The sequence below is a fragment of the Anaeromassilibacillus sp. 1001302B_160321_C8 genome (genome assembly GCF_015554745.1).
GTDB classification, from domain to species: domain Bacteria; phylum Bacillota; class Clostridia; order Oscillospirales; family Acutalibacteraceae; genus Anaeromassilibacillus; species Anaeromassilibacillus stercoravium.
In genome coordinates, this window is the sequence record NZ_JADNJD010000012.1 from 18,313 (window position 1) to 43,861 (window position 25,549).

24 protein-coding genes are annotated in these 25,549 nt (G+C 55.2%); 18 read left to right on the forward strand and 6 right to left on the reverse strand.

Translation table 11 applies throughout. The features are described from left to right. Positions 1-11 precede the first annotated feature (11 nt). From trmFO to leuS, 13 genes are read left to right on the forward strand one after another with little or no spacing between them, the layout of a single operon-like run. Complete coding sequence (gene trmFO, locus I2E77_RS09200) at positions 12-1,319, forward strand: methylenetetrahydrofolate--tRNA-(uracil(54)-C(5))-methyltransferase (FADH(2)-oxidizing) TrmFO (protein ID WP_195451087.1); 1,308 nt, start codon at positions 12-14, stop codon at positions 1,317-1,319. Between the two features lie 47 nt (positions 1,320-1,366). Beyond that, positions 1,367-2,389, forward strand: a complete 1,023-nt coding sequence (gene plsX, locus I2E77_RS09205; protein WP_191395263.1) for a phosphate acyltransferase PlsX — start codon at positions 1,367-1,369, stop codon at positions 2,387-2,389. 17 nt (positions 2,390-2,406) lie between these two features. Then, entirely contained in the window at positions 2,407-3,087 is a 681-nt protein-coding gene (gene rnc, locus I2E77_RS09210) for a ribonuclease III (protein WP_191521039.1), read from the forward strand. Continuing rightward, positions 3,084-4,109 carry an elongator complex protein 3 gene (locus I2E77_RS09215; protein WP_195451088.1) on the forward strand — a complete coding sequence of 342 codons (1,026 nt, stop codon included), beginning with the start codon at positions 3,084-3,086 and terminating at the stop codon, positions 4,107-4,109. The genes rnc and I2E77_RS09215 overlap by 4 nt, the downstream gene beginning before the upstream one ends. Continuing rightward, positions 4,100-7,678 carry a chromosome segregation protein SMC gene (gene smc / locus I2E77_RS09220; protein WP_195451089.1) on the forward strand — a complete coding sequence of 1,193 codons (3,579 nt, stop codon included), beginning with the start codon at positions 4,100-4,102 and terminating at the stop codon, positions 7,676-7,678. The genes I2E77_RS09215 and smc overlap by 10 nt, the downstream gene beginning before the upstream one ends. 46 nt (positions 7,679-7,724) lie before the next feature. Continuing rightward, on the forward strand, positions 7,725-8,633 hold the full coding sequence (ftsY, locus tag I2E77_RS09225; RefSeq protein ID WP_191362226.1) for a signal recognition particle-docking protein FtsY: 909 nt from the start codon (positions 7,725-7,727) through the stop codon (positions 8,631-8,633). An 11-nt stretch (positions 8,634-8,644) separates the two neighbouring features. Beyond that, positions 8,645-9,223 (forward strand): XTP/dITP diphosphatase, encoded by a 579-nt coding sequence (locus I2E77_RS09230; RefSeq protein ID WP_195451090.1) that lies wholly within the window; start codon positions 8,645-8,647, stop codon positions 9,221-9,223. After that, positions 9,213-9,767 (forward strand): GNAT family N-acetyltransferase, encoded by a 555-nt coding sequence (locus tag I2E77_RS09235; RefSeq protein ID WP_195451091.1) that lies wholly within the window; start codon positions 9,213-9,215, stop codon positions 9,765-9,767. Before I2E77_RS09230 ends, I2E77_RS09235 begins: the two co-directional genes overlap by 11 nt. After that, positions 9,761-10,066, forward strand: coding sequence for a YhbY family RNA-binding protein (locus tag I2E77_RS09240; RefSeq protein WP_087232860.1), 306 nt, complete (start codon positions 9,761-9,763; stop codon positions 10,064-10,066). Before I2E77_RS09235 ends, I2E77_RS09240 begins: the two co-directional genes overlap by 7 nt. 24 nt (positions 10,067-10,090) lie before the next feature. Continuing rightward, positions 10,091-10,687 (forward strand): nicotinate (nicotinamide) nucleotide adenylyltransferase, encoded by a 597-nt coding sequence (gene nadD, locus I2E77_RS09245; RefSeq protein ID WP_191362225.1) that lies wholly within the window; start codon positions 10,091-10,093, stop codon positions 10,685-10,687. Positions 10,688-10,714: 27 nt separating this feature from the next. Then, positions 10,715-11,287 carry a bis(5'-nucleosyl)-tetraphosphatase (symmetrical) YqeK gene (gene yqeK / locus I2E77_RS09250; protein ID WP_087232866.1) on the forward strand — a complete coding sequence of 191 codons (573 nt, stop codon included), beginning with the start codon at positions 10,715-10,717 and terminating at the stop codon, positions 11,285-11,287. A gap of 24 nt (positions 11,288-11,311) precedes the next feature. Next, entirely contained in the window at positions 11,312-11,680 is a 369-nt protein-coding gene (rsfS, locus tag I2E77_RS09255; protein WP_087232869.1) for a ribosome silencing factor, read from the forward strand. 21 nt (positions 11,681-11,701) lie between these two features. Next, positions 11,702-14,116 carry a leucine--tRNA ligase gene (leuS, locus tag I2E77_RS09260; protein WP_191362224.1) on the forward strand — a complete coding sequence of 805 codons (2,415 nt, stop codon included), beginning with the start codon at positions 11,702-11,704 and terminating at the stop codon, positions 14,114-14,116. A 613-nt stretch (positions 14,117-14,729) separates the two neighbouring features. Here leuS and I2E77_RS09265 read toward each other — a convergent pair. Both I2E77_RS09265 and I2E77_RS09270 read right to left on the reverse strand, forming a co-directional pair. Then, on the reverse strand, positions 14,730-15,026 hold the full coding sequence (locus I2E77_RS09265) for a DUF1294 domain-containing protein (RefSeq protein ID WP_087232876.1): 297 nt from the start codon (positions 15,024-15,026) through the stop codon (positions 14,730-14,732). After that, on the reverse strand, positions 15,023-15,391 hold the full coding sequence (locus I2E77_RS09270; RefSeq protein ID WP_087232879.1) for a zinc ribbon domain-containing protein: 369 nt from the start codon (positions 15,389-15,391) through the stop codon (positions 15,023-15,025). Before I2E77_RS09270 ends, I2E77_RS09265 begins: the two co-directional genes overlap by 4 nt. 208 nt (positions 15,392-15,599) lie before the next feature. On the opposite strand from I2E77_RS09270, the gene I2E77_RS09275 reads away from it, so the two are divergent. Further along, the gene (locus tag I2E77_RS09275; protein ID WP_195451092.1) at positions 15,600-16,892 is read left to right on the forward strand and encodes a glycoside hydrolase family 10 protein; all 1,293 of its coding nucleotides are present in this window, start codon (positions 15,600-15,602) and stop codon (positions 16,890-16,892) included. Here the strand turns inward: I2E77_RS09275 and mtaB are convergent. After that, positions 16,889-18,187 carry a tRNA (N(6)-L-threonylcarbamoyladenosine(37)-C(2))-methylthiotransferase MtaB gene (mtaB, locus tag I2E77_RS09280; protein WP_195451093.1) on the reverse strand — a complete coding sequence of 433 codons (1,299 nt, stop codon included), beginning with the start codon at positions 18,185-18,187 and terminating at the stop codon, positions 16,889-16,891. The genes I2E77_RS09275 and mtaB overlap by 4 nt on opposite strands. A 100-nt stretch (positions 18,188-18,287) precedes the next feature. Between mtaB and I2E77_RS09285 the strand changes: the two genes are divergently transcribed. Next, positions 18,288-18,524 carry an HPr family phosphocarrier protein gene (locus I2E77_RS09285; RefSeq protein WP_087232888.1) on the forward strand — a complete coding sequence of 79 codons (237 nt, stop codon included), beginning with the start codon at positions 18,288-18,290 and terminating at the stop codon, positions 18,522-18,524. A 69-nt stretch (positions 18,525-18,593) separates the two neighbouring features. On the opposite strand, the gene abc-f is transcribed toward I2E77_RS09285, so the two are convergent. Next, positions 18,594-20,486: a ribosomal protection-like ABC-F family protein gene (gene abc-f / locus I2E77_RS09290; protein ID WP_195451094.1), complete on the reverse strand. Its 1,893-nt coding sequence runs from the start codon at positions 20,484-20,486 to the stop codon at positions 18,594-18,596. A gap of 95 nt (positions 20,487-20,581) precedes the next feature. Then, positions 20,582-21,019, reverse strand: a complete 438-nt coding sequence (locus tag I2E77_RS09295; RefSeq protein ID WP_191362219.1) for a hypothetical protein — start codon at positions 21,017-21,019, stop codon at positions 20,582-20,584. Positions 21,020-21,321: 302 nt separating this feature from the next. On the opposite strand from I2E77_RS09295, the gene I2E77_RS09300 reads away from it, so the two are divergent. From I2E77_RS09300 to I2E77_RS09310, 3 genes are all read left to right on the forward strand, one after another. Next, the gene (locus I2E77_RS09300; RefSeq protein ID WP_243252579.1) at positions 21,322-22,107 is read left to right on the forward strand and encodes a sugar phosphate isomerase/epimerase family protein; all 786 of its coding nucleotides are present in this window, start codon (positions 21,322-21,324) and stop codon (positions 22,105-22,107) included. A 102-nt stretch (positions 22,108-22,209) separates the two neighbouring features. Continuing rightward, a complete protein-coding gene (nrdR, locus tag I2E77_RS09305) occupies positions 22,210-22,671 on the forward strand; it encodes a transcriptional regulator NrdR (protein ID WP_087232897.1) in 462 nt (153 codons plus the stop codon). Between the two features lie 57 nt (positions 22,672-22,728). After that, complete coding sequence (locus I2E77_RS09310) at positions 22,729-23,523, forward strand: class I SAM-dependent methyltransferase (RefSeq protein WP_195451095.1); 795 nt, start codon at positions 22,729-22,731, stop codon at positions 23,521-23,523. Positions 23,524-23,714: 191 nt separating this feature from the next. On the opposite strand, the gene I2E77_RS09315 is transcribed toward I2E77_RS09310, so the two are convergent. Continuing rightward, on the reverse strand, positions 23,715-25,454 hold the full coding sequence (locus I2E77_RS09315; protein ID WP_195451096.1) for a PASTA domain-containing protein: 1,740 nt from the start codon (positions 25,452-25,454) through the stop codon (positions 23,715-23,717). Between the last annotated feature and the right edge of the window lie 95 nt (positions 25,455-25,549).

Here is a 25,549-nt window from a genome sequence, read left to right on the forward strand (position 1 = left end):
AGGAGACGCCGATGAAGATACGAGTGATCGGGGCTGGATTGGCCGGCTGTGAAGCGGCATGGCAGATTGCACAGGCCGGTGTGCAGGTGGAGCTCTGGGAGATGAAACCGCAGAAGTATTCCCCCGCGCACCACAGCCCGGACTTTGCAGAGCTGATTTGTTCCAACTCCCTCAAGGCGGCGCGTGTGGACAGCGCGGCCGGCCTGCTCAAAGAGGAAATGTGGCGGCTCGGTTCCCTGCTGATGCAATGCGCGGATCAATGCCGTGTCCCCGCGGGCGGAGCGCTCGCCGTAGACCGGCACGCCTTTTCCGCGGCGGTGACCAAGGCAATTCGGGAGCATCCGCAGATCGAAGTGCACAGCGGGGAGATTACGGAAATCCCTACGGACGGCGTCAACGTGATCGCTACCGGCCCGCTGACCTCCGACGCACTGGCGGAGAAGATCGCCGCCCTTTGCGGCGGGAGTTTGAGCTTCTTCGATGCAGCTGCCCCGATTGTCACAGCGGAGAGCCTCGGACGGGACCGCATTTTTGCCGCGTCCCGCTATGGAAAGGGAGAGGACGACGCGTACTTAAATTGCCCGATGAACAAAGAGGAGTACGAGCGGTTCTATGAGGCGCTAATCCACGCCGAGCGCGCGCCGGTCCACGACTTTGATGTGGCGGACCCGAAGGTCTACGAGGGCTGTATGCCCATAGAGGTGATGGCGCAGCGCGGGCCGGACACCATCCGCTTTGGCCCGCTCAAGCCGGTCGGCCTGCGCGACCCGGCGACCGGGCACCGGCCCTGGGCGGTCGTGCAGCTCCGGCGCGAAGACCGGGAGGGGACGCTCTACAATCTCGTCGGGTTCCAGACGAACCTCAAATTTGGCGAGCAGAAGCGCGTTTTTGGCCTGATCCCGGGCTTGGAGCAGGCGGATTTTGTGCGCTACGGGGTGATGCACCGCAACACTTTTTTGAATTCGCCAAAGGTGCTGAACAGCGATTTCAGCTTGCGCGCGCGTCCGGATTTGTTTTTTGCGGGCCAGATCACGGGCGTGGAGGGCTATATGGAGTCCGCCGCGAGTGGAATCCTGGCGGGGAAGAACGCCCTTCGCAGGTTGCAGGGAAAGGAGACCCTTACGCTGCCGCCAGAGACGATGATTGGCGCGCTGAGCCGCTATGTACAAAACGGCGGCGAGGGCGATTTCCAGCCCATGGGCGCAAACTTTGGCGTTATGCCGCCCGTGGTTCCGCATATCCGGGACAAGCGTTCCCGTTATGCGGCCTTTTCCGAACGCTCTTTACAAATGTTAGACGAGTTTCTTAAAAATACATAGAAGATCAGAAATCCAAAGTAGCCGCACTGCGGCGGGGAGGTATCGCGATGAAAATTATTGTGGACGCTTTTGGCGGGGACAATGCGCCCCTGGAAATTTTGAAAGGATGTGCCGAGGCGGTAAAGGAGCTGGACCTCGACATCCTGCTGACCGGCAGCGAGGCGGAGATCCGGCGTGTGGCAAAGGAGAATGACATCTCCCTGGATCGCATGGAGATTGCGGACACACCGGATGTCCTCACGATGGAGGATCATGCGGGGGCTGTTTTGAAGGAGAAGTCCAACAGCTCCATGGCCCTGGGCCTGAAGTTGCTTGCAGAGGGCAAGGGCGACGGCTTCCTCTCCGGCGGCAATTCCGGCGCACTGGTGGTCGGTACAACGATGATCGTCAAGCGCATCAAAAACATCAAGCGCGTGGCGTTTGCCCCGATTCTACCGAAGAAAAAGGGCTTTTTTATGCTCATTGACAGCGGCGCAAACGTCGACTGTAAGCCCGAAATGCTGCGCCAGTTCGGTGTGATGGGGTCGATCTATATGGAAAAGGTGATGAATGTTTCCAGGCCGCGCGTGGGATTGGCCAATATCGGCACGGAAGAGCACAAGGGCGGCGAGCTGCAGCAAGAAGCCTATGTTTTGTTAAAAGAATCGGGGCTACATTTTGTCGGAAATGTAGAGGCGCGGGAGATCCCCGAAGATGCGGCCGATGTGGTCGTGGCAGATGGCTTTACCGGTAACATGCTGCTCAAGATGTATGAAGGCGTGTCGATCGCCATGATGCAGATGTTTAAAGAGGTTTTCTTTAAAAATTGGAAGAACAAGCTGGCAGCGTCCATGCTTTTGAAAGATATCAAGGAGCTCAAGAAGACGATGGACTACAACGAATACGGCGGGGCGCCGATCATGGGCGCGGCAAAGCCGGTGTTCAAGACCCACGGAAGCGCGAAGGCGAAAACGGTAAAAAATGCACTCCGCTTGACCAAGTCCTATATCGCCGGAAATGTTGTGGATGAAATCGCCGCTGCTGTGGCAGTCTATAAGGAGAGCCAGGCAAAGGAGAAGCAGGCGGATTAATGGCAGGAGGCCGAAAGATGGACTATCGAGAATTTGAAGAAAAGCTAGGGCACCATTTTCACAACAAAAAATACCTCATCACCGCATTGACCCATTCCTCCTATGCAAACGAAGCAAAGGGCAAGGAAGAGAGCAACGAGCGCCTGGAGTTTTTGGGCGATTCGGTGCTCGGGTTTGTGGTTGCGGATTATCTGTTTAAAAATTACACGCAATTTCCCGAGGGGGATCTCACCAAAAACCGCGCTGCCCTGGTGTGCGAAAAGGCATGCTGCGGCTTTGCGAAGCAGATCGACCTGGGGAATTATCTGCGGTTGAGCCACGGCGAGCAGAATTCCGGCGGGCGCACCCGCTCGTCCATTTTGGCGGATGCGTTTGAGGCGGTGATCGCCGCCATTTACCTGGACGCCGGTATGGAGGAAGCGCGCAAGTTTATCCTTCGCTTTGTCCTGCCCATGCTGAAGGCACACAAGCCAAAGGCGTTTAAGGACTACAAGACCGCCCTGCAGGAGATCATCCAGCAAAACCCGGAGGAGCATTTGGAGTATGTGCTTACGGGCGAGAGCGGGCCGGACCACGACAAGCATTTTACCGTGGAGGTCCACCTCAACAGCAATGTGATCGGCAAGGGAGGCGGCCGCAGCAAGAAGGAAGCGGAGCAGCAGGCGGCGCGCGAGGCGTTGGAGCTGATGGGCTATTGAGACACGCCAATGTTGCCCTGTTTGTGCCCCACAACGGCTGCCCGCACCAATGCAGCTTTTGCAACCAGAGAAGCATCACCGGGCAGCAGACCCAGCCGGCGCCGGACGATGTGCGTGCAGCGGCCCTTACAGCTATGCAGAGTATCCCCTGTGCAGGACAGGCGGAGATCGCCTTCTTTGGCGGGAGCTTTACGGCGATTGAGCGTGGCTATATGGTTTCCCTTTTGGATGCGGCGGCGCCGTTTGTCCAAGAAGGCCGCTTTTCCGGGATTCGGATTTCTACCCGGCCCGATGCGGTCGGTGACGACGTCCTTGCACTGCTCAAGAAATACGGCGTGACCTCGATCGAGCTGGGCGCACAGAGCATGGACGACCGCGTCCTCGCCATAAACGGGCGGGGGCATACGGCGGCGCAGGTGGAGGATGCGGCTAGGCGCATCCATGCACAGGGCTTTTCCCTGGGCTTGCAGATGATGACCGGTCTTTACGGCGACACGCCCGCAGGCGCGGAATATACCGCGCGCAGGCTTGCGGCCTTAGAGCCCGATACGGTGCGCATCTATCCGACCATCGTGATGCGTGGCACCGAACTGGAGGAAAAATATCGCTCGGGGGCCTATCGCCCGATGGCCTTGGAGGACGCCGTGGAGCTTTGCTCCCGCTTGTTGGCGTTTTTTGAGAACCGCGGCATCCGCGTGATCCGTTTGGGGCTGCACAGCACGCCGGAGTTGGAGCGCGGCCGTGTAGCAGGGCCCTGGCACCCGGCGTTTCGGGAACTCTGCGAGAGTAAGCGGATGTTCCTCCGTTTGATGGAAATATTGGAAGGCAATCAAGTTTCAAAAGGAACGATTGAAATCAAAGTAAATCCCAAAATACAATCAAAAATGGTTGGGCAAAAGCGGGCGAATCTTGATCGCCTGCGGGAGAGAGGGTATTCGGCCCGCGTGACGGCGAACGCGACGCTGCCGGAGCATACAGTTACCATTGCCGCTTTGGAGAAGGATGTGACAGCTTGCTTTTAAAATCGTTGGAAATACAGGGGTTTAAAACGTTCCCGGATAAGACGACCCTCAAATTTGACCGCGGGATTACAGCCGTGGTGGGGCCGAACGGAAGCGGCAAGAGCAATATCAGCGACGCGGTGCGTTGGGTGCTGGGGGAGCAGTCTACCCGGACGCTGCGCTGTACCCGCATGGAGGATGTCATCTTCAACGGCACGCCGGCCCGCAAGCCCCAGGGATATGCAGAGGTCACCCTTACCATCGACAATTCCGACCGGCGGCTGGATTTTGACGGCGATACGGTGGCGATCACGCGCCGGTATTACCGTTCCGGAGACAGCGAATACCTCATCAACAAAGTGGCGGTCCGCCTGCGGGACATCAACGAGCTGTTCATGGATACCGGCCTGGGCCGCGACGGATATTCGATCATCGGGCAGGGCAAGATCGACAGCATTGTCGGCGCGCGCAGCGAGGACCGGCGGGAGATCTTTGAGGAAGCGGCGGGGATTTCCCGCTTCCGCTACCGGAAAGAGGAGTCCGAGCGCCGCCTAAGCCAGGCGGAGGAGAATCTGCTGCGCCTGCGGGACATCCTTTCCGAACTGGAAGACCGCGTCGGCCCCCTGAAGGAGCAGGCGGAGAAGGCGCAGCAATATTTGGAGTTTGCCTCCGAAAAGCGCACCTTGGAAATCGGCCTGTGGCTGAACACCCTCGAGCGCTCCGGCCATGTCCTGCGGGAGCACGATGATCGCATCGTCATAGCAAAGAACCACTACGACGAGTTGGAAGAGCAGCTGGCGGCGATTGAACAGCAGATTGAGGACAATTTTGCGCAGGCGAACGCATGCACGGCAAAGGTGGACGAGGCGCGCCAGGAAGCAGCCCGCATGGAGGAAGCTGCTGTGGCCAAAGATGGCGAAGGGTCCGTCCTTGCGAACGACATCCTACATAATCGGGAGAACATCGCCCGCATTGAGCGGGAAATCGAGCAGTCCAACCAATCCGGAAAGGATATGGACGAAGAAATCGCGCAGAAGAAGGCGGAAATCGAGGAAAAAGCGGCGTTTATTGCGGAGAAGGAAGCGGAAAGCGCCGCGTGCACCAAGCGCCTGGAGGAACTGCGCCAGGGCATGGGGGAGACGGCGGCGCAAATCGACCGTTATTCCCGCCAGATTGACGAATTGTCTACGGAATCCACCCAGGAAAAGCTGGCCTCCATGACCGCCGCATCGACCATCTCGGAAATCCAACTGCGGATGCAGACAGTGGAACAGACGTTGGCGGAAAAGCGGGAGCGCGCAGAAACGTTAAAACAGAGCGATGCGGACTTTGCCAAGATGCTGGCCGATACGGAAAGCCGCATCCAGGCGCTTTCCAACACGGTCAAAGGATATGAGATGCGGCTGAATTCCCGCCGCCAGCGCGCGGAAGCCGCCAAGAAGCAGAGTGAAAAACTGCATCTGGACGCCAACGAATGCGCCCGCCGCGCCCGCCTGTTGGAGGATCTGGAGCGCAATCTGGAGGGCTTTTCCCAAAGCGTCAAGCTGGTGATGAAAGAGGCCAAGCACGGCACCCTTCCGGGAATCCATGGACCGGTTTCCCGCCTGATCAAGGTCCCGCGCGAATATGCGGTGGCGATTGAGACGGCCTTGGGCCCGGCCATGCAGAACATCGTGGTCGGCAGCGAGCAGGATGCGAAGCGCGCCATTGGCTTTTTGAAGCAGCGCGACGGCGGCCGGGCGACGTTCCTGCCGTTGTCGAATATCCGGGGGAATGTGTTGAACGAGCCGGGATTGGAGGAATGCCCGGGCGTGGTCGGCATCGCCGGGAAGCTCTGCACCTGTGACGAGCAGTACAACGGGATCCTGCATTCCCTTTTGGGGCGCATCGTTGTGGCGGAGGATCTGGACGCCGCGACAGCGGTCGCCCGGCGGTACCGCTACCGGTTCCGCATCGTCACCTTGGACGGCCAGGTGGTCAATGCGGGCGGTTCGTTGACGGGCGGTTCCCTGGCGCGCAATTCCGGGTTGCTGAGTCGCGCTTCGGAGATCGAGCGCATCAGGGCGCAGGCGGATCAGCTCCGCGAACAGGCGGAACAGGCGGCCGCAGCCCTGCGCGCTGCCAACGAAGAGGCCAGTGCAGCGGAGGCCGCTCTAACCGGTGCGAAGGGCGAATTGGCGACGGCGCAGGAGGAACGCATCCGGATCGAAGCGGAGCACAACCGCGCCAAAGCGGACCGGCAGACCATCGCGGCAGACATCGCCGCCCTGGAGCAGGAGAGCACCGTTGCGGCCGGGCGTTTGGAGGAACAGCGCGCTATCCAGAAGCAGGCCGAGCAGAAGCTAGGGGAGGCAACGCTTCAGATCTCCGTTTTGCAGGGAAAGATGAACGAGATCCGTTCCGGCCGCAGCGAGCAGAATCAGCTCTCGGACACGCTGTCCAATCAATTGCAGGAACTGCGCATCGAGAGTCTCTCCGCACAGAAGGATATTGAATCCCTGCGGGCAACAATTGCGGACATCGAGCGCCGGAAAGAGGACCGCGCCGGGCATGTTGCAGGGCTGCGCCAGGAGATGGAGCGCGTACAGGATTCCATCGTGTCGTTGCAAACGCGCATCGAAGAACTCAAGAAAGAGGCGGCGTCCCTGCGGGAACAGGCCAAGGCGTCCACCGCGCGGATCGAGGAGCTCAATGCCCAGCGGATGGCCTTTGAAAAGAAGTCCGCGGAATTGCGGGCCAAGGAGCGGGAGCAATCCAGTGCGCGGGAAAATGTGGGCCATGAGCTGGCGCGCCTGGAAGAGCGCAAAGCCAGCCTGCAAAAGGAATACGATGAAATTATCAGCCGCTTGTGGGAAGAATACGAACTGACCCGGCGCGAGGCCGAGGAGGTCGCCGCCCCCATCGAGGACGTGGGGCAGTCCCAGAAGCGCTTAAACGAACTAAAGGGCAAGATCAAGGCATTGGGAACGGTCAATGTGGCGGCCGTAGAGGAATACAAAGAGGTCAGCGAACGGTATGCATTTATGAACGCACAGGTGGCCGATGTTGAGCAGAGCCGCGACGAGCTGAAGCGCTTGATCGGCGACCTCACCCGCCAGATGCGCGAGCTCTTTATTGAGCGTTTTAAGCAGATCAATACGAATTTTCTACAGACCTTTCAGGAACTGTTTGGGGGTGGGACGGCAAACCTCTCCCTGACCGACCCGGAGGATATTCTCCATTCGGGCATCGAGATTTCGGTCCAGCCGCCGGGCAAGATCGTCACCCATTTGGAATTGCTTTCCGGTGGCGAAAAGGCATTGGTGGCCATTGCGTTGTATTTTGCCATTATGAAGGTCAGTCCGCCGCCGTTCTGCATGTTGGATGAGATCGAGGCCGCCCTGGACGACGTCAACGTCGACCGCTTTGCGGCGTACCTGCGGCGCATGACCAGCAACACACAATTTATTGTCATCACCCATCGCCGCGGCAGCATGGAAGAGGCGGACGTTCTGTACGGCGTCACCATGCAGGATGAGGGCGTTTCCAAGCTTTTGGAGCTGCGGGCAAGTGAAATCGAACAAAAACTAGGGATGGATGCCGCAAAATAGGCGGCTTCGATCTTTGGAATATTTCAAATAGGCAGGTGTCAACCACATGGGTTTGTTTTCGAAAATTAAAGAAGGATTGAAAAAGACCAGGGAGAGCTTCAGCGCTTCACTGGACAATATGCTCGGTTCCTATACGGAAATCGATGAATCCCTCTTTGAGCAGTTGGAAGAGCTGCTCGTCATGGCGGATACGGGCGTCCCGACCGCCGAGCGCATTTGCGAAGAGGTGAAAAAGCGCGTAAAGGCACAGCGGGTTACCGACCCGACCCAGATCTTTGAGATGCTGCGGGAGACGGTGGCGGAGATGATCGCCGGCGATGAGGAGCTGCATGTCCGCACAAAGCCCTCGATCATCCTGGTGATCGGCGTGAACGGCGTGGGAAAGACCACCACCATCGGAAAGATCGCTTCCCGCCTGCGCCAGGAGAGAAAGAAAGTCCTGCTGGCCGCGGCGGATACCTTCCGTGCAGCGGCGATTGAGCAGTTGGAGGTCTGGGCGGAACGCAGCGGCAGTGAGATCGTGAAACATCCCGAGGGCTCCGACCCCGCCTCCGTTGTATACGATGCGATTGCGGCGGCCAAGTCGCGCGGCACCGATGTGGTGATCTGCGATACGGCGGGACGCCTCCACAATAAGAAAAACCTGATGGATGAGTTGGCGAAAATCAACCGCATCATCGACCGCGAGTTGCCCGATGCGGACAAGGAAGTCCTGCTGGTGCTGGACGCCACAACTGGGCAGAACGCCGTCAACCAGGCGCGCGAGTTCCAGAACGTTGCAAATCTGACTGGCATCGTGCTCACAAAGCTGGACGGCACAGCGCGTGGCGGCGTCGTTTTGGCAATCCGCGAAGAATTGAAACTGCCGGTGAAGTTCATTGGCGTGGGCGAACAGGTGGACGATTTGCAGCCCTTTGATGCGAAGGCATTTTCGGAGGCGCTGTTTACGCGATAAGGAGGACGCTTGTGAAATATGTGATGGCAACGCACAATCCCAACAAACTGTTGGAATTGCAGCGCATTTTGGAGCCGCTGCACATAGAAGTGACAACGGCGGATCTACAGGAAGTCGAGGAGACTGGCACGACCTTTGCGGAGAATGCCTATCTCAAGGCCAAGGCCGCCTGCGAGCAGACCGGCCTGCCGGCTGTGGCGGACGATTCCGGCTTGGTGGTGGATGCCCTGAACGGGGCCCCCGGCGTCTACTCTGCGCGCTATGCGGGGCCGGACGCAACAGATGCGCAGCGGATGGACAAGCTGCTGCACGAGCTGGACGGCGTCCCGGCGGAACAGCGCACCGCGCGGTTTGTCAGCGCCATCTGTGTGGTTTATCCCGATGGGGAGCGCATGGATGTGGAAGGCGTCTGTGAAGGGAGCGTGGCGTTTGCGCCGCGCGGCCATGATGGATTCGGATATGACCCGATCTTTTTGGTGGGCGAAAAAACATATGCGGAGCTGACCCCGGCGGAAAAGGATGTGGTCAGCCACCGCGGAAAGGCGCTGCGGGAGCTCGCGGCCCGCTTGGAGGAACGGCATGGGAACTGAGGTGCAGATCCGTAAAGCGACCCAGTGGGATTTGGATCGGGTCGTGGAATTATACGACGCGATCTGCGACTATCTGGACGCAACGTTCAACTATCCCGGCTGGACGCGCGGGGAATATCCTGCGCGTTGGACGGCAGAGCAGGCGTTGGCCAACGGGGAGCTCTATGTCTGTGCCGATGGGAAAGCGTTGCTGGGAACTTGCATCCTCAACGGGGTACAACCGGAGGGCTACCGGGACATTCCCTGGCAGGAGGGGATTTCCCCGGCGGAGGTTTTGGTGGTGCACACGCTTGCTGTGCATCCTGACCACCTGCGGGAGGGCGTTTCCGGGCATCTGCTGCGGTTCGCCGAACAATATGCCCAAGGACATGGAAAGCGCAGCATCCGCTTGGACGTCTATGAACGGAATGTCCCTGGTGTACGTCTCTATGAACGGCATGGCTACCATGTTGCGGGAAAAACCGATCTGCATTTGGGTGACAACGGCCCACAAATTTCCCGTTGTTACGAAAAGATCATCGATAAAGGAGAAAGACTATGCTGACCAGTAAACAACGCGCATATCTGCGCTCGCTTGCCGTGGATTTGGATACGATCGTCATGGTGGGGAAATCCGGCATGAGCCCGGAACTGACCAAACAGGCGGACGACGCGCTGACGGCGCGGGAACTCATCAAGGGGAAGGTCTTGGAAACCGCGCCGCTCTCTTCCCGTGAGGCGGCGGAACAGATTGCGGCGGACGTACAGGCCGATGTGGTGCAAGTGATCGGCTCCAAATTCGTTTTGTACCGTAAAAATGAAAAGGAACCGAAAATCACTCTTCCCAAACCGGCAAAAAAGTAATAAAATAGTGAGGAATAGAGCAGCATGAACCGGATTGCGATCTTTGGCGGCACGTTTAATCCCATCCACAATGGCCATCTGCACATTGCACAGCAGTTTCAAAAGCAGCTGCGTGCGCAGCGCGTGCTGTTTATTCCCACGTTTGTGCCTCCGCATAAGCGGGCCCCGGACCTGGCGCCCGCGGAAGACCGGCTGGAAATGTGCCGTCTGGCGTGCGAAGGAACCCCGTTTGAGGTGAGCGATCTGGAGATCCGCAGGGGCGGCCCGAGCTACACGGCGGAGACGCTCCTGGCTTTAAAGCGCGAATACCCGGACGCGGAGCTCTGCTTTCTCACCGGGGAGGACATGTTTCTGACGCTGGAAACATGGTACAAGCCGGATGTAATCTATTCGTTGGCAACCATCTGTGCGGCGCCGCGCAGCACGGACGGGTTGGAGAAGCTTCGCGCATATGCGGAGAAACTTGCGCGGCATGGAGCGAAGGTCATTTTGCAAAACATCGACTATTTGCCGGTTTCCTCCACCATGGTGCGCGAGGCGGTGCGCCAGAACCGGGCGATTGATGCGCTGGTGCCTGCAGAGGTGGCGCGTTATATCAGGGAAAACGGCCTGTACCATTGAAACTGAATCAAAGAAGGAAGCGGTAAAATGAGCCATAAGGATTATAAAGCGGTCATCAAACCGTTTTTGAGCGAGAAGCGTTACCGTCATTCTCTGGCTGTGGCAGAGGAGGCCGTGCATCTGGCCAAAAAATATGGGGCGGATGAGGAGAAAGCCTACACAGCGGGAATCCTGCACGACATCATGAAGGATATGCCGCCGGAGGAACAGCTGAAGCGGATGACGCGGTACGACATCGTGCTCACAGAGGTGGAGCGCAGCGGCCAGAAATTGTGGCATGCGATGCTGGGGGCCGCCTATGTGGAACAGGAACTGCACATCGAGGACCAGGACATTTTAAACGCCATCCGCTACCACACGACCGGGCGCGCCCACATGACGCTTCTGGAGAAGGTGCTGTTTGTGGCTGATTTTACCTCTTCCGACCGGGACTATCCCGGCGTGGAGGAGATTCGCAAGGCTGCTCGAAAGAGCCTTTTGGCGGCCATGCTTTCCGGCATGACCTACACCATCCAGGACCTGGCTGAGCGCCGCTTAGCGATTCATCCGGATACCATCGCCGCGTACAACGAAGCGGTGTTGGAGGACCGGGCCATTTAATTTCCAAACAAAGGGGAGAAGACAATGACATCATTGGAACTGGCCAAGGAAGCCGTTCAGATACTGGATAAGAAAAAAGGAATGGATCTCAAGCTCATCGGAATCCGCGATATTTCCGTGCTGGCGGACTATTTTGTCATTGCCACCGGTACAAGCAGTACGCACGTCAAGGCGCTGGCGGATGAAGTGGAATTCCAGCTCAAAGAGCGGCATTCGATTGCAACGGAGCACACCGAGGGTTACCGTTCCAATTCCTGGATTCTATTAGACTACGGCAATGTGATTGTACATGTCTTTACGGAGGAATCCCGCGCATTCTACGATTTGGACCGCCTGTGGCAGGACGGCGAAACCGTGGACATCACAGAAATCCTGAAGGCAAACGAAGAATAATTTTTGGGAGCGAAACAGATCATGAACAAATATGACCATAAGCCAATTGAAAAGAAGTGGCAGGATAAGTGGGAAGAAGCGGGTGTTTTTCACGCCTCCAACACGGACATGCACAAGCCGAAGTATTACGCGCTGGTCGAATTCCCGTATCCGTCCGGCCAGGGGCTCCACGTGGGGCATCCCCGTTCCTATACGGCGCTGGACATCGTGGCGCGGAAACGCCGCTTGCAGGGCTATAATGTCCTGTATCCGATCGGCTGGGACGCGTTTGGCCTGCCGACCGAAAACTATGCTATCAAGAACCATGTACACCCGGCCATCGTAACGGAGAAGAACATCGCGCGCTTTAAGCAACAGCTCCAGTCGCTGGGTATTTCGTTTGACTGGTCCCGCGAGATCAATACGACGGACCCGGACTATTACAAATGGACGCAGTGGATTTTCCTTCAGCTCTTTAAACACGGGCTGGCTTATAAAAAGGAGATGTCCGTCAACTGGTGCACCTCCTGTAAATGCGTGCTTGCCAACGAAGAGGTCGTGGAGGGCGTCTGCGAACGCTGCGGCAGCGAAGTGGTGCACAAGGTCAAGTCCCAGTGGATGCTGAAGATTACCGAATACGCCCAGCGCCTGATCGACGATCTGGAGCTGGTGGATTACCCGGAGCGCGTCAAGGCGCAGCAGCGCAATTGGATCGGCCGCTCTACGGGCGCGGAGGTGGATTTCTCCACCACAACGGGGGACAAGCTCACCATCTATACCACCCGCCCGGACACGCTCTATGGCGCAACGTATATGGTCATTTCTCCGGAGCACCCGATGATTGAGAAGTGGGCGGACCGGATTCAGAATATGGATGAGGTGCGCGCCTACCAGGCAGAGGCGGCGAAGAAGTCCGACTTTGAGCGCACCGAGGTTGCCAAAGAGAAGACCGGCGTCCGTTTGGACGGCGTTATGGCGATCAACCCGGTCAACGAAAAGGAGATCCCGATCTTTATCTCCGACTATGTGCTCGTTTCCTATGGCACGGGCGCGATCATGGCTGTGCCGGGACACGATACCCGCGACTGGGATTTTGCCAAAAAATTTGGCCTGCCGATCATCGAGGTGGTCAAGGGCGGCGACGTGGAAAAGGAAGCCTTCACGGACTGCGCCACCGGCATCATGGTCAATTCCGGCATCCTGGACGGCCTGACCGTCGAAGAGGCCAAGAAAAAGATCATTGCGTTTTTGGAGGAAAAGGGCATTGGCCATGCAAAGGTCAACTTCAAGTTGCGCGACTGGGTCTTCTCCCGCCAGCGCTATTGGGGCGAGCCCATCCCGATTGTATATTGTGAGAAGTGCGGCTATGTGCCGCTGCCGGAGAGCGAGCTCCCGCTGCGCCTGCCGGATGTAAAATCCTATGAGCCGACGGACAACGGCGAATCCCCGCTGGCCCATATGACGGACTGGGTGAACACAACCTGTCCGCATTGCGGCGGTCCAGCAAAGCGCGAGACGGACACCATGCCGCAGTGGGCGGGTTCTTCCTGGTACTTCCTGCGCTATATGGACCCGCATAACGACCAGGCGCTGGCCAGCCCGGAGGCGCTGAAGTATTGGTCGCCGGTGGATTGGTACAACGGCGGCATGGAACATACGACGCTGCACCTGCTGTACAGCCGGTTCTGGCATAAGTTCCTCTATGACATCCACGTGGTCCCGACGCCGGAGCCGTACGCAAAGCGCACCAGCCACGGAATGATCCTCGGCGAAAACGGCGAGAAGATGAGCAAGAGCCGCGGCAACGTGGTCAACCCGGACGACATTGTCAACGAATACGGCGCGGACACCATGCGCCTGTATGAGATGTTCATCGGCGACTTTGAGAAGGCAGCGCCGTGGAGCACCTCCAGCATCAAGGGATGCCGCCGGTTTGTCGAGCGCTATTGGAATTTGCAGGGGATCGTCTGTGAGGATGAGGGCATCCGCGCAAAGCTGGAGACGCCCTTCCACAAGACCATCAAGAAGGTTACCGAGGACATCGAAAACCTGAAATTCAACACGGCGATTGCGGCGTTGATGACCTTACTCAATGACATTACTGCGGAAGGGTCCATCACTCGCGAGGAGCTGCGCATCTTTACGCTGTTGTTGAACCCGTTCGCACCGCATGTGACAGAAGAGGTCTGGAACGTGATGAACTTCGGCGGTATGGTTTGCGAGCAGGAATGGCCGTCCTACGATGAAGCGAAATGCACGGAAGACACGGTGGAAATTGCCGTACAGATCAACGGCAAGGTGCGTGCGCGCCTGCGCATTGCGGCGAACCTGGCAAAGGACGACGTGTTTGCAGCGGTCAAGGCGGATGAGAAGGTCGCGGCGGAGATTGCCGGAAAGAACATCGTCAAGGAAATCTATGTGCCGGGCAAGTTGGTCAACATCGTGGCAAAGGGTTAAGGTTTCAAATTTTCTATAAGTAATGTAAAAGGGGCTATTCTATGGACAACATAGAATAGCCCCTTTTATAGTTTAATAAATTTTATATAAAATATTGAATTTTTATGTTGTCATATTGTTATATAAGTGATATTCTTGAAATAGAATTTTAATAATTTATATGGAAAAAAGTGATATTAATGCGATAATTTTGGTTCTGAATAAATATGGGAGCTAATTATGAAGTATAAAAAATTTCTACTGTTTATAGGTATTATTTTGATGGCGGCCCTTTTAATCATTTTAGCATCTCTTTTTGTTGGCAATCATGGCTATGATGGAAATTTTCCGGGATCGTCTTCTGGTCCGACGGTAATAGATAACTAATAAAATTGCATTTCTATTGGACAATGCTTTGTGAGAATTGCTGTTGCTTAAATGACGGGAGGGCTTTTTATGTTACAGAATATATTAAACTTGGTGATCTCGGTAGAAGCAGTTGTTTTATTAGGCGCCGCGATTGTACTTTTAATCAAGCTCATTGATAAGGTAAAATAGATAAATTGGGCGTCGGGTATTTCCCCGACGCCCAATTTATCTATACGGATGATTGAAATGCTATAGGATTGCTTTTTCAAAAATGAAAAATTTTATCCCAAGAAAAAGGGACATATTGTAAGATTAAGATCCATAACGCCACCTGCGCTGCAAAGATTGCCGGGATGCCCCACATAAATTTCCGATGCTGGGTTTTGTGGTGGATCAGCCGCATGGCGGCATACATGCCCACGGAACCGCCCAGGGCGGAAACCCAAAGGAGCGTGGCCTCCGGCACGCGCCAGCGATGCCGCTGCGCCGCACGTTTGTCGTGGATGGTGAGTGCAATGCCAATCAAATTGATGGCGAGCAGATAGATCAAAAGGATTTTCATGGATTTCCTCCTAAAAAAGCGCCGCACTGGGGGCAGTACCGGCTGTTTGCTTCCACATTGCAGCCGCAGTGCGGACAGCAACGCCGGCCGCTTTGCCGCAGGAAGGATAACGCGGTTGGGTCCGCCTGTGCGTGGGGATCGCGCTCCAGACGGCGGCCTTCCTCCTTTGAGAGTGCATAGATCGAACCACAGCGCGGACATGTGAGAAAATATCGTTTTTGGAAGCGGAACAGCGGGACAAAAAAGAGCGTGAACTGGTGAAAGCTACAGGTGAGGACCGCTCGTACCATGCCGCAACAGGGCAGCATGCAGCTCCGTTCACCAAGGTCGCGCATACCACTGACAACGCCAAATAGAAAAAACATCTGCTGCACCTCTTTCCAACCAAGCAAAATGCTATAGCTGTATCCTACATGATTTGCGCCTTTCTGTCAAACGCTTTGCAGTACAATGGGAGGCAGAGATGATGTGCTTTAGATGCGCTGTGCCGGCTTCTCCTTCTATCGTTCTATGCTCACATCTTCCTGTTGCCGTTCACAGTTCCGAACCTTTAAGAGAAAGGATGAACAACTTATGGTAATCAAGCTTTTCCACCGCCACAGCCTGCTGGTCTGCATTGGCCTTCTGGCAGGGGTTGTGGCGCTCTGTATGGCGGTTAACTTCTTTGGAAATCAGGAGGATGTTCCAGCACAGGCGCCCATATTGCCGTCAAGCAGCTTTTCGGACGGGCAGGCGGATTCCTCTGTGCCGGAGATTCCCGTAGAACCCGCCTCAGAGGACGAGATGCGCGCGGTATGGGTGCCCTATATGAGCCTCGACATGAGCCAGGAAAGCGACCGGAGCGAAGCGGCCTTTCAACAGAAATTTGACGCCATTGTGGAAGAAGCAAAGCAGTGCGGGATGAACGCATTGGTGGTACATGTGCGCCCGTTTGGGGATGCGCTCTATCCATCCAACTATTTCCCGTGGTCGCACATCGTAGGGGGGACACAGGGGACGGACCCCGGCTATGACCCGTTGGAATATATGGTGGATGCTACGCACAAGGCCGGGATGGAGTTCCATGCATGGATCAATCCCCTGCGCATCCAGTCCGGCGGCGATACTCCTTCTACTTTGGCGGCGGACAACAATTATACCGTCTGGCATCAGGATGCCAGCAGGGATGGCTGGACCGTCCAGACCGCGACCGGGAAGTATTATAACCCTGCCTACAGCGGCGTCCGGAAACTCATCGCGGATGGCGTGAAGGAAATTGTGGAAAACTATGCGGTGGACGGCATCCAGTTTGACGATTACTTTTATCCCTCCGAGGATCCCGCGTTTGACGAGGGCGCGTATAATGCCTATGTGGAGTCCGTTTCACGGAGTGGGAAACCGCTGGAATTGCTGGAATGGCGGCAAGCCAACATCAATGCGATGGTGTCGCTCACCTATAGCGAGATCAAAAGCGTGAATCCCGACGTCCAGTTTGGCATTTCTCCACAGGTCAATGTCTCCAACGATCTGAAAATGGGTGCGGATGTCGAATCTTGGTGCTCGGTGCGCGGCTATGTGGACTATATCTGCCCCCAGTTGTATGTCAATTTTGAAAACCCGGTGCTTCCCTATGACGTTGCCGCGGAGCAATGGCGTGAGATGACCACCGACCCCAATGTCAAGTTGTACTTTGGATTGGCCGTCTATAAGGCCGGTTCAGATGCCGACGGCGGCACGTGGAAAAAAGCGGACAATATCCTGGCGCAGCAGGTTGCCCTTGGGCGCCAGGTCAAATGCGACGGGTTTATGTTTTACAGCTGCGAATACTTGGATCACGACCAGACAAGGAAGGAAATGGAAAACGTAATGAAGCAATTCGCCGGTTAAATATTTTCCTGAACCGTACCATAGCAGTTGTTGCCATCCGTTTCACGCAGCAGAACGGGGAGGATTTTCCCGCGCAGGTCCTTAGCGCTGGAGACTTTGACCGGCGTATAATTGGCCGTATAGCCGTCATAGACATGGGGAGCCACTTCCTGTTCAAAGAGAACCGTCTCTACGCGTCCCAATTGTGCTTGGAAGAAGTCCGCTTTGGTCTGTTGGGTGGCGGCGATCATCCGGCGGCTGCGTTCCTCTTTGACCCGCTGTGTGATCTGATCGGGCGCGTCGTTTGCCTTGGTCCCCGGGCGGCGCGAATAAGCAAATACATGCGCCTTTGCAAACCTGATTTCCTTGGCGAATGCGAGGGACTCTGCAAACTCTTCCTCGGTTTCCCCGGGAAAACCAACCATAATATCCGTGGTGATGGCGCAGTTTGCAAAAGAGGCGCGCAAGTTTCGGACAATCGTGCGGTATTCATCGGCGGTATAATGCCGGTTCATCCGCCGCAGGGTGGCGTTGCAGCCGCTTTGCAGGGACAGATGGAACTGCGGGCAGAGCTTTTCCTGTTTTGCAAGGCGTGCGATCACATCCACGCTGAGCTGCTCCGGCTCCAGGGAGCCGAGGCGCACGCGGGCGATCCCCTCCGGCATACAGGCGGCTTCCACGGCATCGCAGAGGTGCAGGCCAAGCTCCTGCCCATAGGCGGAGAGATTGATGCCGGTCAGCACGATTTCGCGGTAGCCGTTGGCAGCGAGGTGGGCGACCTCTTCCCGCAGCTCGTCCAAGGGCTTGGAGCGCACGCGGCCGCGTGCATAAGGGATGATGCAATACGAACAGAAACGGTTGCATCCGTCTTCGATTTTGATAAATGCGCGGGTGCGCTCAAAAAAGCGCTCGACCTGCATCGATTCGAACTCCGCCGCCTTTTCGTGCGGGACGATGTCCACGATACGCTGGCGGGAGGAGAGGTATTGCAGAATATCCGGGACAAGGGAGTGGCGGTTGGAGTTGCCCAGCACGATGTCGGCGTCGGTCAATTGCTCCGCCAGTTCCGGGAAGGCCTGCGGCATGCAACCGGTCAGCACAATGACAGCGCTGGGATTTCCGCGCCGTGCACGATGCAGGGTCTGGCGGACCTTGTGATCGCTGGTGGAGGTGACCGTACAGGAATTGATCAGCACAATGTCGCTTTCCGCCGCGCTTTCACATGCTGAAAAGCCCGCGCGGACGAGCTGATCGAGCATGGCCTGCGATTCGTATTGGTTGACTTTACAGCCCAGAGTGATGACGCTTACTTTCATTTTATCGCTCCTAATAATTTACAAATTTTGTATTGACCGATTACAGCAGGTGCGTTATTATGAGAAAACAAAGAATGACATCAAAGTGGAGGTTTTTAAAATGAGTCAGATACAAGTGATGCTTACCAGCATCGAGGAGGTCAAGAACTTCGTTTCGCTTACGAACAAATATGCATTCCCGATCCAGATGACAACGGAGAAATATAAGATCGATGCGAAGTCCATCATGGGAGTATTCAGCCTGGATCTGTCGAAGCCGATCAACGTCGTAGTCGAAAGCGACGCGCCGGAGGTACAGGATTTTCTTGCACAAGTAGCGCAGTTTCAAGTGCATTGATAAATAGGTTGAAAAGCTCAGCCATCCGGCTGAGCTTTTTCTTTTGATGTTTGATAAGAAAGGACGGCCCTATTCGCCCAATTTTTCACTCAAAGTACTCCACTCGAGAAACAATTCCTCGTTTTTCGCTTTCAATTCCTCCAATTTCTTGGAAAGCTCCAGCATGGCCTGGTAGTCGCTTACAATCTCCGGGTTTTCCAGCTCTGCCTCCGCCTCCGCAATGGCCTGCTCGGTCTCTTCGATCTGCGCTTCCAAGCGGCGGACAGCGGCGCGGTCCTTGCGGATGGCGGCCTCGCGCTCCTTGCGGAGCTTGTATTCGTTGACCTTCGGAGCGGCCTTCTGCGTCTCCTGGACGGCGACCGCTTTGGCCTTTTCCAAATAGCTGTCGTAATTGCCAATGTATTCCTTCACGCCGGTTTCGTCCAGATAGTAGACGCGGTCGGCGATTTTATTGATTAAATAACGGTCGTGCGAGACGATCAGCAACGTCCCCTCATAGCTCTGTAAGGCCGTCTCTAACGCCTCACAGGAGCCGATGTCCAGGTGGTTGGTGGGCTCGTCCAACAGGAGGAAATTGTCGCGGGAGAGCATCAGGCGCAATAGTAGAACGCGCGCCCGCTCTCCACCGGAGAGGGCGGAAACGCTCTTGAACACGTCCTCCCCCTTGAACAGGAATACCGCCAGTGCGTTGCGGATTTCCGTCTGCGTCATCTGGGGATAGCTGTCCCAAATCTCGTCCAATACCGTTTTTTCCGGATGCAATCCCTCCTGGATCTGGTCGTAATAACCCGTTTCGATCCCCGTGCCAAAGCGGACCTCGCCCTTTGTAGGGGAATGGATGCCCAGGAGCGTCTTGAGAAGCGACGTCTTCCCGCAGCCGTTGGGACCGATCAAAAAGACGCGCTCCCCACGGCGGATGTGCATATTCACATGTTGGAACAGCTGTTTGTTGTCAAAGGAGAGAGCTAGATCGTCCACCATCAGCACGTCGTTGCCACCGCGCTGCCGGATTCCAAAATCAAAGTGGATGGATTCAACCTCTTCGTCCGGCCGTTCCAGCGTGCTCTCCAGGCGTTCAATCATCTTCAGCTTGCTTTCCGCGGTCTTGATGTTCTTTTCGCGGTTCCATTGCCGTTGTTGGGCGACAACGCCCTCCAACCGGTGGATTTCCTTGGTAGTGTTTTCGTACTTGCGCTGAACGGCCAGGTTGTCCTCTTCCTTTTGCCGGAGATAATTGGTATAGTTTCCCTTATAAAGCGTGAGTTTGTGATTTTCCATCTCAAAGGTGCGGTTGGTGATGCGGTCGAGGAAGTAACGGTCATGGGAAATCACGATGAACGCGCCGGAATAGGCCCGCAGGAAATCCTCCAACCATTCCACGGACGTGATGTCCAGATGGTTTGTCGGTTCGTCCAGGAGCAAAAGATTGGCGCCACAGAGCAGCATTTTGGCGAGCTGAAGCTTCGCCTTCTGGCCGCCGCTCAACACGCCGATCGGCATTCCCATCTGCGCGTCGTCAAACCCCAGCCCCAGAAGGGTGGAACGCGCCCGCGCCCGGCAGGTGAGCCCGCCCAACCGGACGAACTGGTCGTTGAGGAGCGCTTGGCGCTCGATCAGCGCGTCGGAGGGATGCGCCTGCAATGCCAGGTTGATTTCCTCCAATTCCTTCTCCATTGCGAGCAGGTCGGAAAAGACGGTGAGCACCTCGCTGTAGGCGCTGCGTTCCAAATCGCGGCAGACGTGCTGTTCCATATATCCCAGCACAGTGGCATTGGCCTTATAGATATTGCCGCTGTCGGCGTCGAGTTCCCCGGTTAAAATCTTAAAGAGGGTGGTTTTCCCGGAGCCATTGACCCCAACCAAGCCGACGCGGTCGTTTTCCTGAATCTCAAAGGAAGCATTGCGAAATACAAGGTCGGTGCCAAAGGATTTATTCAAATTGCTTGCACTCAGCAAAGCCATGGAAATTCTCCTTTTGTGGGCAAAGATGCCCGGTCATAAAAATAGGGAACGCCCAAAGACGTTCCCTTCCATTATAAAGAATTCCCAGCATGAAATCAAGATAGATGCTGCTTTAATACCTCGATGGATTTTTGCTGCCCCCGGATGAATTCCTCTGCGAGCTTTTTGGCCCCGGCATCGGCTTCATCCAGCTGGTTCAGCTTTTTGGTCATATCCACGATGCCCATGGTGGTGCCGTTGATCATCATCTCCGCGATATGCGTGGGGGAGGAATCCATCAGCGTGTTCATTTGTACTGAGCCCCACAGCATGGCTTTCTTCATGGCGGATTCTGCATCCGGGGTTTCGCCGGCCTCTGCAAGCATACGCTCGGTTTTGACAGCAAGCCCTTTGTAGGTTTGGCGCTGGCGTTCGATTTCCTCGCGCAGGCTTTCGTCTTTGACTTTTGGGGTGACCAGGTTGGTCGCTTCAATCCCCATATGGGAGGCCTCATAGAGTTCCTTTAACAGCTGGACATTTTGATTTTGGACCATACTTTTGCCGCCTTTCTGTTTTTGGTTAGTATGTGCGCCGGCATGCCCGTTTAATCTGGCTTTTTTTCGGGGAGGATGGTATAATACAGTTCAGTGTAAGCGGCAGCGAACTTCAAATGATTTTTCCCAAGAGGCTTTGATGCAGCAATCAGCTGCAAATTCCCGGCTGCGATCGAAACACATGGGACAGACCGCCTGATGCAATGGCCTTATCCCTTCAAACGACGGGATTCAAACGTCAAAAGATGTGAAACGTGTTATAATAAAAAGAACGGTATCTAGCAAGAAAATGAGGTGTATGAATGATGCGAACAGGTATTTCCACAGCCTGTCTTTATCCTTTGGAGTTGGAGCGCTCCTTTCAAACGCTTCTCTCCCTGGATTTTCGTTTGTTTGAGGTGTTCTTAAATACTTTTTCAGAGTTTACGCCGGATTATCTGCGGCAACTGCGCAATGTGGCGGATGCATACGGTGCGGAGATTAAATCGGTACATCCGTTTACCTCCGGCTATGAAGGGTTCCTATTGTTTTCTGAATACGAACGCCGGTTTGAGGATAGTTTGGAGTTTTATAAACAGTATTTTGATGCGGCAAACTGTCTGGGTGCTTCCATTGTGGTGCTGCACGGGCAAAGGGACTATGCCAATGCTGGCATTTCCGAAGAGACCTATTTTGAACGGTATGCGGCGCTCTATGCGTTGGGGCAGCGCTACGGCGTGACCGTTGCACAGGAAAATGTCAATAAATTTCGCAGTGAGTCCCCTGGGTTTCTCCGGCGGATGCGCGCGTATCTGGGGGATACGTGCGCATTTGTGATCGACTTAAAGCAGGCAGTCCGCGCAGGGCAGGACCCCTTTGCGGTCTGTGAAGCCATGGGGGAGAGGATTGTCCATGTGCATATCAACGACAACGCCCCCGGCTACGATTGCCTGCTGCCTGGCCGCGGGACCGTGGATTTTCAGCGGTTCCGGGAGATGCTGCTCGGTTTTCATTACCAAGGAGATTTGATGATTGAGGTTTACCGCAAGAACTTTTCGGCCCTTTCGGAATTGCAGGAGGCAAGGGACGTTGTACAACAGCTCGTATAAAGGAAAAAGCGACCCTTTTCGGACAAAACATCTTGCATTTTTTCTCATAAATATGTTACAATTTGATAAAATCATACAATTTCTTGTGGAGGGGTAATAGCTGTGAAATGTCCGTATTGTGGTTATGATGAAAGTAAAGTGATCGATTCGCGCCCAACGGACGAAGGGGAACGTATTCGGCGGCGTAGGGAATGCTTAAAATGTGGGAAACGTTTCACAACTTATGAGGTCATCGAGACAGTTCCGATCATTGTCATTAAAAAGGATAAATCCCGCGAGAGCTTCGACCGCAATAAGTTGTTGAATGGCCTTTTGCGCGCCTGTGAGAAACGCCCGGTTTCCATTGATACCTTAGAGCGTGTTGTGGATGAAATCGAGGGAAGCTTGCAGAATTCCTTGGATCGCGAGGTCCCATCAAGCTTGATTGGAAAATATGCGATGGAGAAATTGAAAACCATCGATGAGGTTGCATATGTGCGCTTTGCCTCTGTGTATCGTGAATTCAAGGATATTGCAACCTTTAAAGAAGAATTGGACCGGATGATGAAAGCCCGCAGGGATTGATTGTATACGAGAGAAGATGGCGCAGTTTTGTGCCATCTTTTTTATGGAGGGATTGCCATGGCGGTTGTAAATCCAAAGGTGGACGGTGGGAAGCCGTTTGATTGGGGAAAGGCATCCGCAGATTATGCAAAATACCGGGACATCTATCCCGAAATGTTTTACCGGCAGATTTTAGACGCCGGCCTATGTGTACATGGGCAAACCGTTTTGGACTTGGGGACGGGCACGGGGGTTTTGCCGCGCAACCTGTACCGCTATGGCGCGCAGTTTGTGGGGATCGATCTTTCACCGGAACAGATTGAACAGGCCCGGCGGCTCGCAAAACAGGCGGGTATGCAGATCGATTTTTTTGCTTGCCCGGCGGAATCCGTGGATTTTCCGGATCATACTTTTGATGTGGTCACAGCGTGCCAGTGCTTTTTCTATTTTGATGCAAAGAAGCTTTTGCCAAACTTGCGGCGGATGCTCCGGCCCGGGGGACGGCTTGCGATCCTCTATATGGCATGGCTGCCGGGGGAGGACCCGATTGCACGTGCAAGCGAGCAATTGGTACTCCGCTATAATCCGTCGTGGAGCGGCGGGGGAGAGACCAGGCATCCCATCGAACTGCCTCCTGAAACCGAGATGTATTTTACGGTCGAACAGGAATACCTGTTCGATTTAAAGATTCCGTTCACCCGGGAAAGCTGGAACGGCAGAATGAAGGCATGCAGAGGGATCGGGGCGTCCCGCTCTGAAAAGGAAGTAGCGGCGTTTGAAGAAGCACATATGCAGCTTTTGCAGCAAATTGCGCCGGAACATTTTTTCATTGAACACTATGCGGCGATGACCGTTTTGCGCGTTAAAAAATAGGCCGGCCAGTGAAGCATTTTGGCCGTTTGCGAGGTTTATATATCGGAAGCCATGGTGCGCCTGTTCAGACAGAAGTGTGTTAGATGTTGTGCTGGATCGCCCACAATGGTTACAAAGGGATATAAACATATAAAAAAGACAAGCTGGGAAATCTTTTCCCAGCTTGTCTTTTTTATATAACCCATTGCCAATTATTCCACCAAGGGAATAGACGATTGCTCTTCTGTAGACGGTTCCGCAGGTTCGGAAAGCAACGCATCCGGATTTTCCGGACCCTTGCTGATGACGATGACCACCTGAGACCCATAGGGAAGTTCGCTCCCTTCCTCCAAGCCTTGGTAGCCGATCGCATAACCGGATGGAATCGTATCGCTGAATGCTTCGGCCTTTGTAGGGACAAAGCCTGCCGCGGTAACCGTTGTGGAAGCATCCGCGAGTGTTTTCCCAGCGATGGGCGGCAAGGTGCGGATCTCCGGACCCTTGCTTACCACCACAACGATGGAGCCGCCGCGTTCCATTTCTTCCCCAGGGGCAGGCGATTGCGAGATGACTTCGCCCTCCGGAACCGCATCGTTGAATTCTTCGGAGGAGCGGAGCACTTGATAGTCTGCCCCGGAGGAAGTGACCTCAATTAAAGAATCGTAGTTCTGCCCGATTAGGTTCGGAGCTTCGATCTTATCGTTTGGAATGGCCGACTCGCCAGGGGTTAACTGTAGCATAGCCGCTTCTTCGCCGCCGGATGCGTCGGAAGAGGATAAACTGGTTTCGGCTCCAGACTCCAGCCCTTCAGAGGTCTGTGTTTGGATAAAAGGCCCTCCATAAGAAAGCCAAATAACGCCGACGGCTGTAAACAAGACCAGCGCCACCAAGCAAGGAATTAACATCCAGGCCGCCGTGTGTTCTTTCTTTTGGGGAGGTTCCCGATTTTCGAGCCCTTGCGAAAGTTCCGGCCCCTCGATTGTAGCTGTAATCGTTGGTGCAGCGGAAAGCTCGGCACGCAACCGCTCAAATGTAGTTGTGCGTTTGTCCGGCATAACCTGCAGTGCATTCGCCAATGCTGTCACCACATGGGGCGGAATGGTGCGCAAAATATTGGTCGGAATCAAAAGCCGCGGGTCTTCCCGCCGCTTGAGGGCGTCCTGTGGCAATTCCCCGGTCAATGCAAAAAACAGGGAAGCTGCAAACCCATATACGTCCGTTGATTCATCGGGCACATACCCCATCACATACTGCTCGATGGCGGCACACCCCGGCGTCAGATCGGCCGGAAGATCGGCATCCGCACGGCGGACCGGCGCAATGCAAAAGCTTCCCAGGACCATCCTTCCATCCTTCATGATGCGCAGCGTATCAGGGGAAATCCCCAAATGGCTGATTTTTGCCGTATGCATAGTGCTCAGAGCGGAAAGGACCGGCATAAAAAGCTGCCGGGCGGCGTTCCAGTTGAGGTTGCCGCCGCTGCGTTCGACATAATAGCGCAGCGGAATGCTGTCGTGCCATTCGGATACGGTGTAAGCAGTGTGATTCTCCTCGAAGATATCGTAAATCTGGACAATTGTGGAGAGTTCCCGCAAATGGGCAATATCACGTGCATAGCTGAGAAAATCCGCAAGGTATTCGTTGAATGCCACTTCGTTGTCCGGCAGAATACGAATATCGGCCTCGCCGTCCGTACGTTCGCATAGGCTCTGCGGGAAGAATTCCCGCACCTCTACAGGCAGGCGGAGCACCGTATCGTATCCAATATAGGTCATGCCTTCGCTGTTGTTGGATTTCATACGTCCAACAATGTACCGGTTCTGTAACATAACCCGCAGAGGCAAGGCATGCGGCGCCTGTGGCTCGCCGGACTGGCAGCCGCAATTGGGACATTCACTTTTTCCGGCTGTATCCGACATACAGTTCATGCACAGGTTTTCATAACCAGCCATGTCGTTTCCTCCACTTCTGTGGAACCGCATGGTGGGGCGGCTGCTCTTTGCCGCCCGGTCCTTCATCCCCTTTGGTTGTTTGATGGGAAAGACCT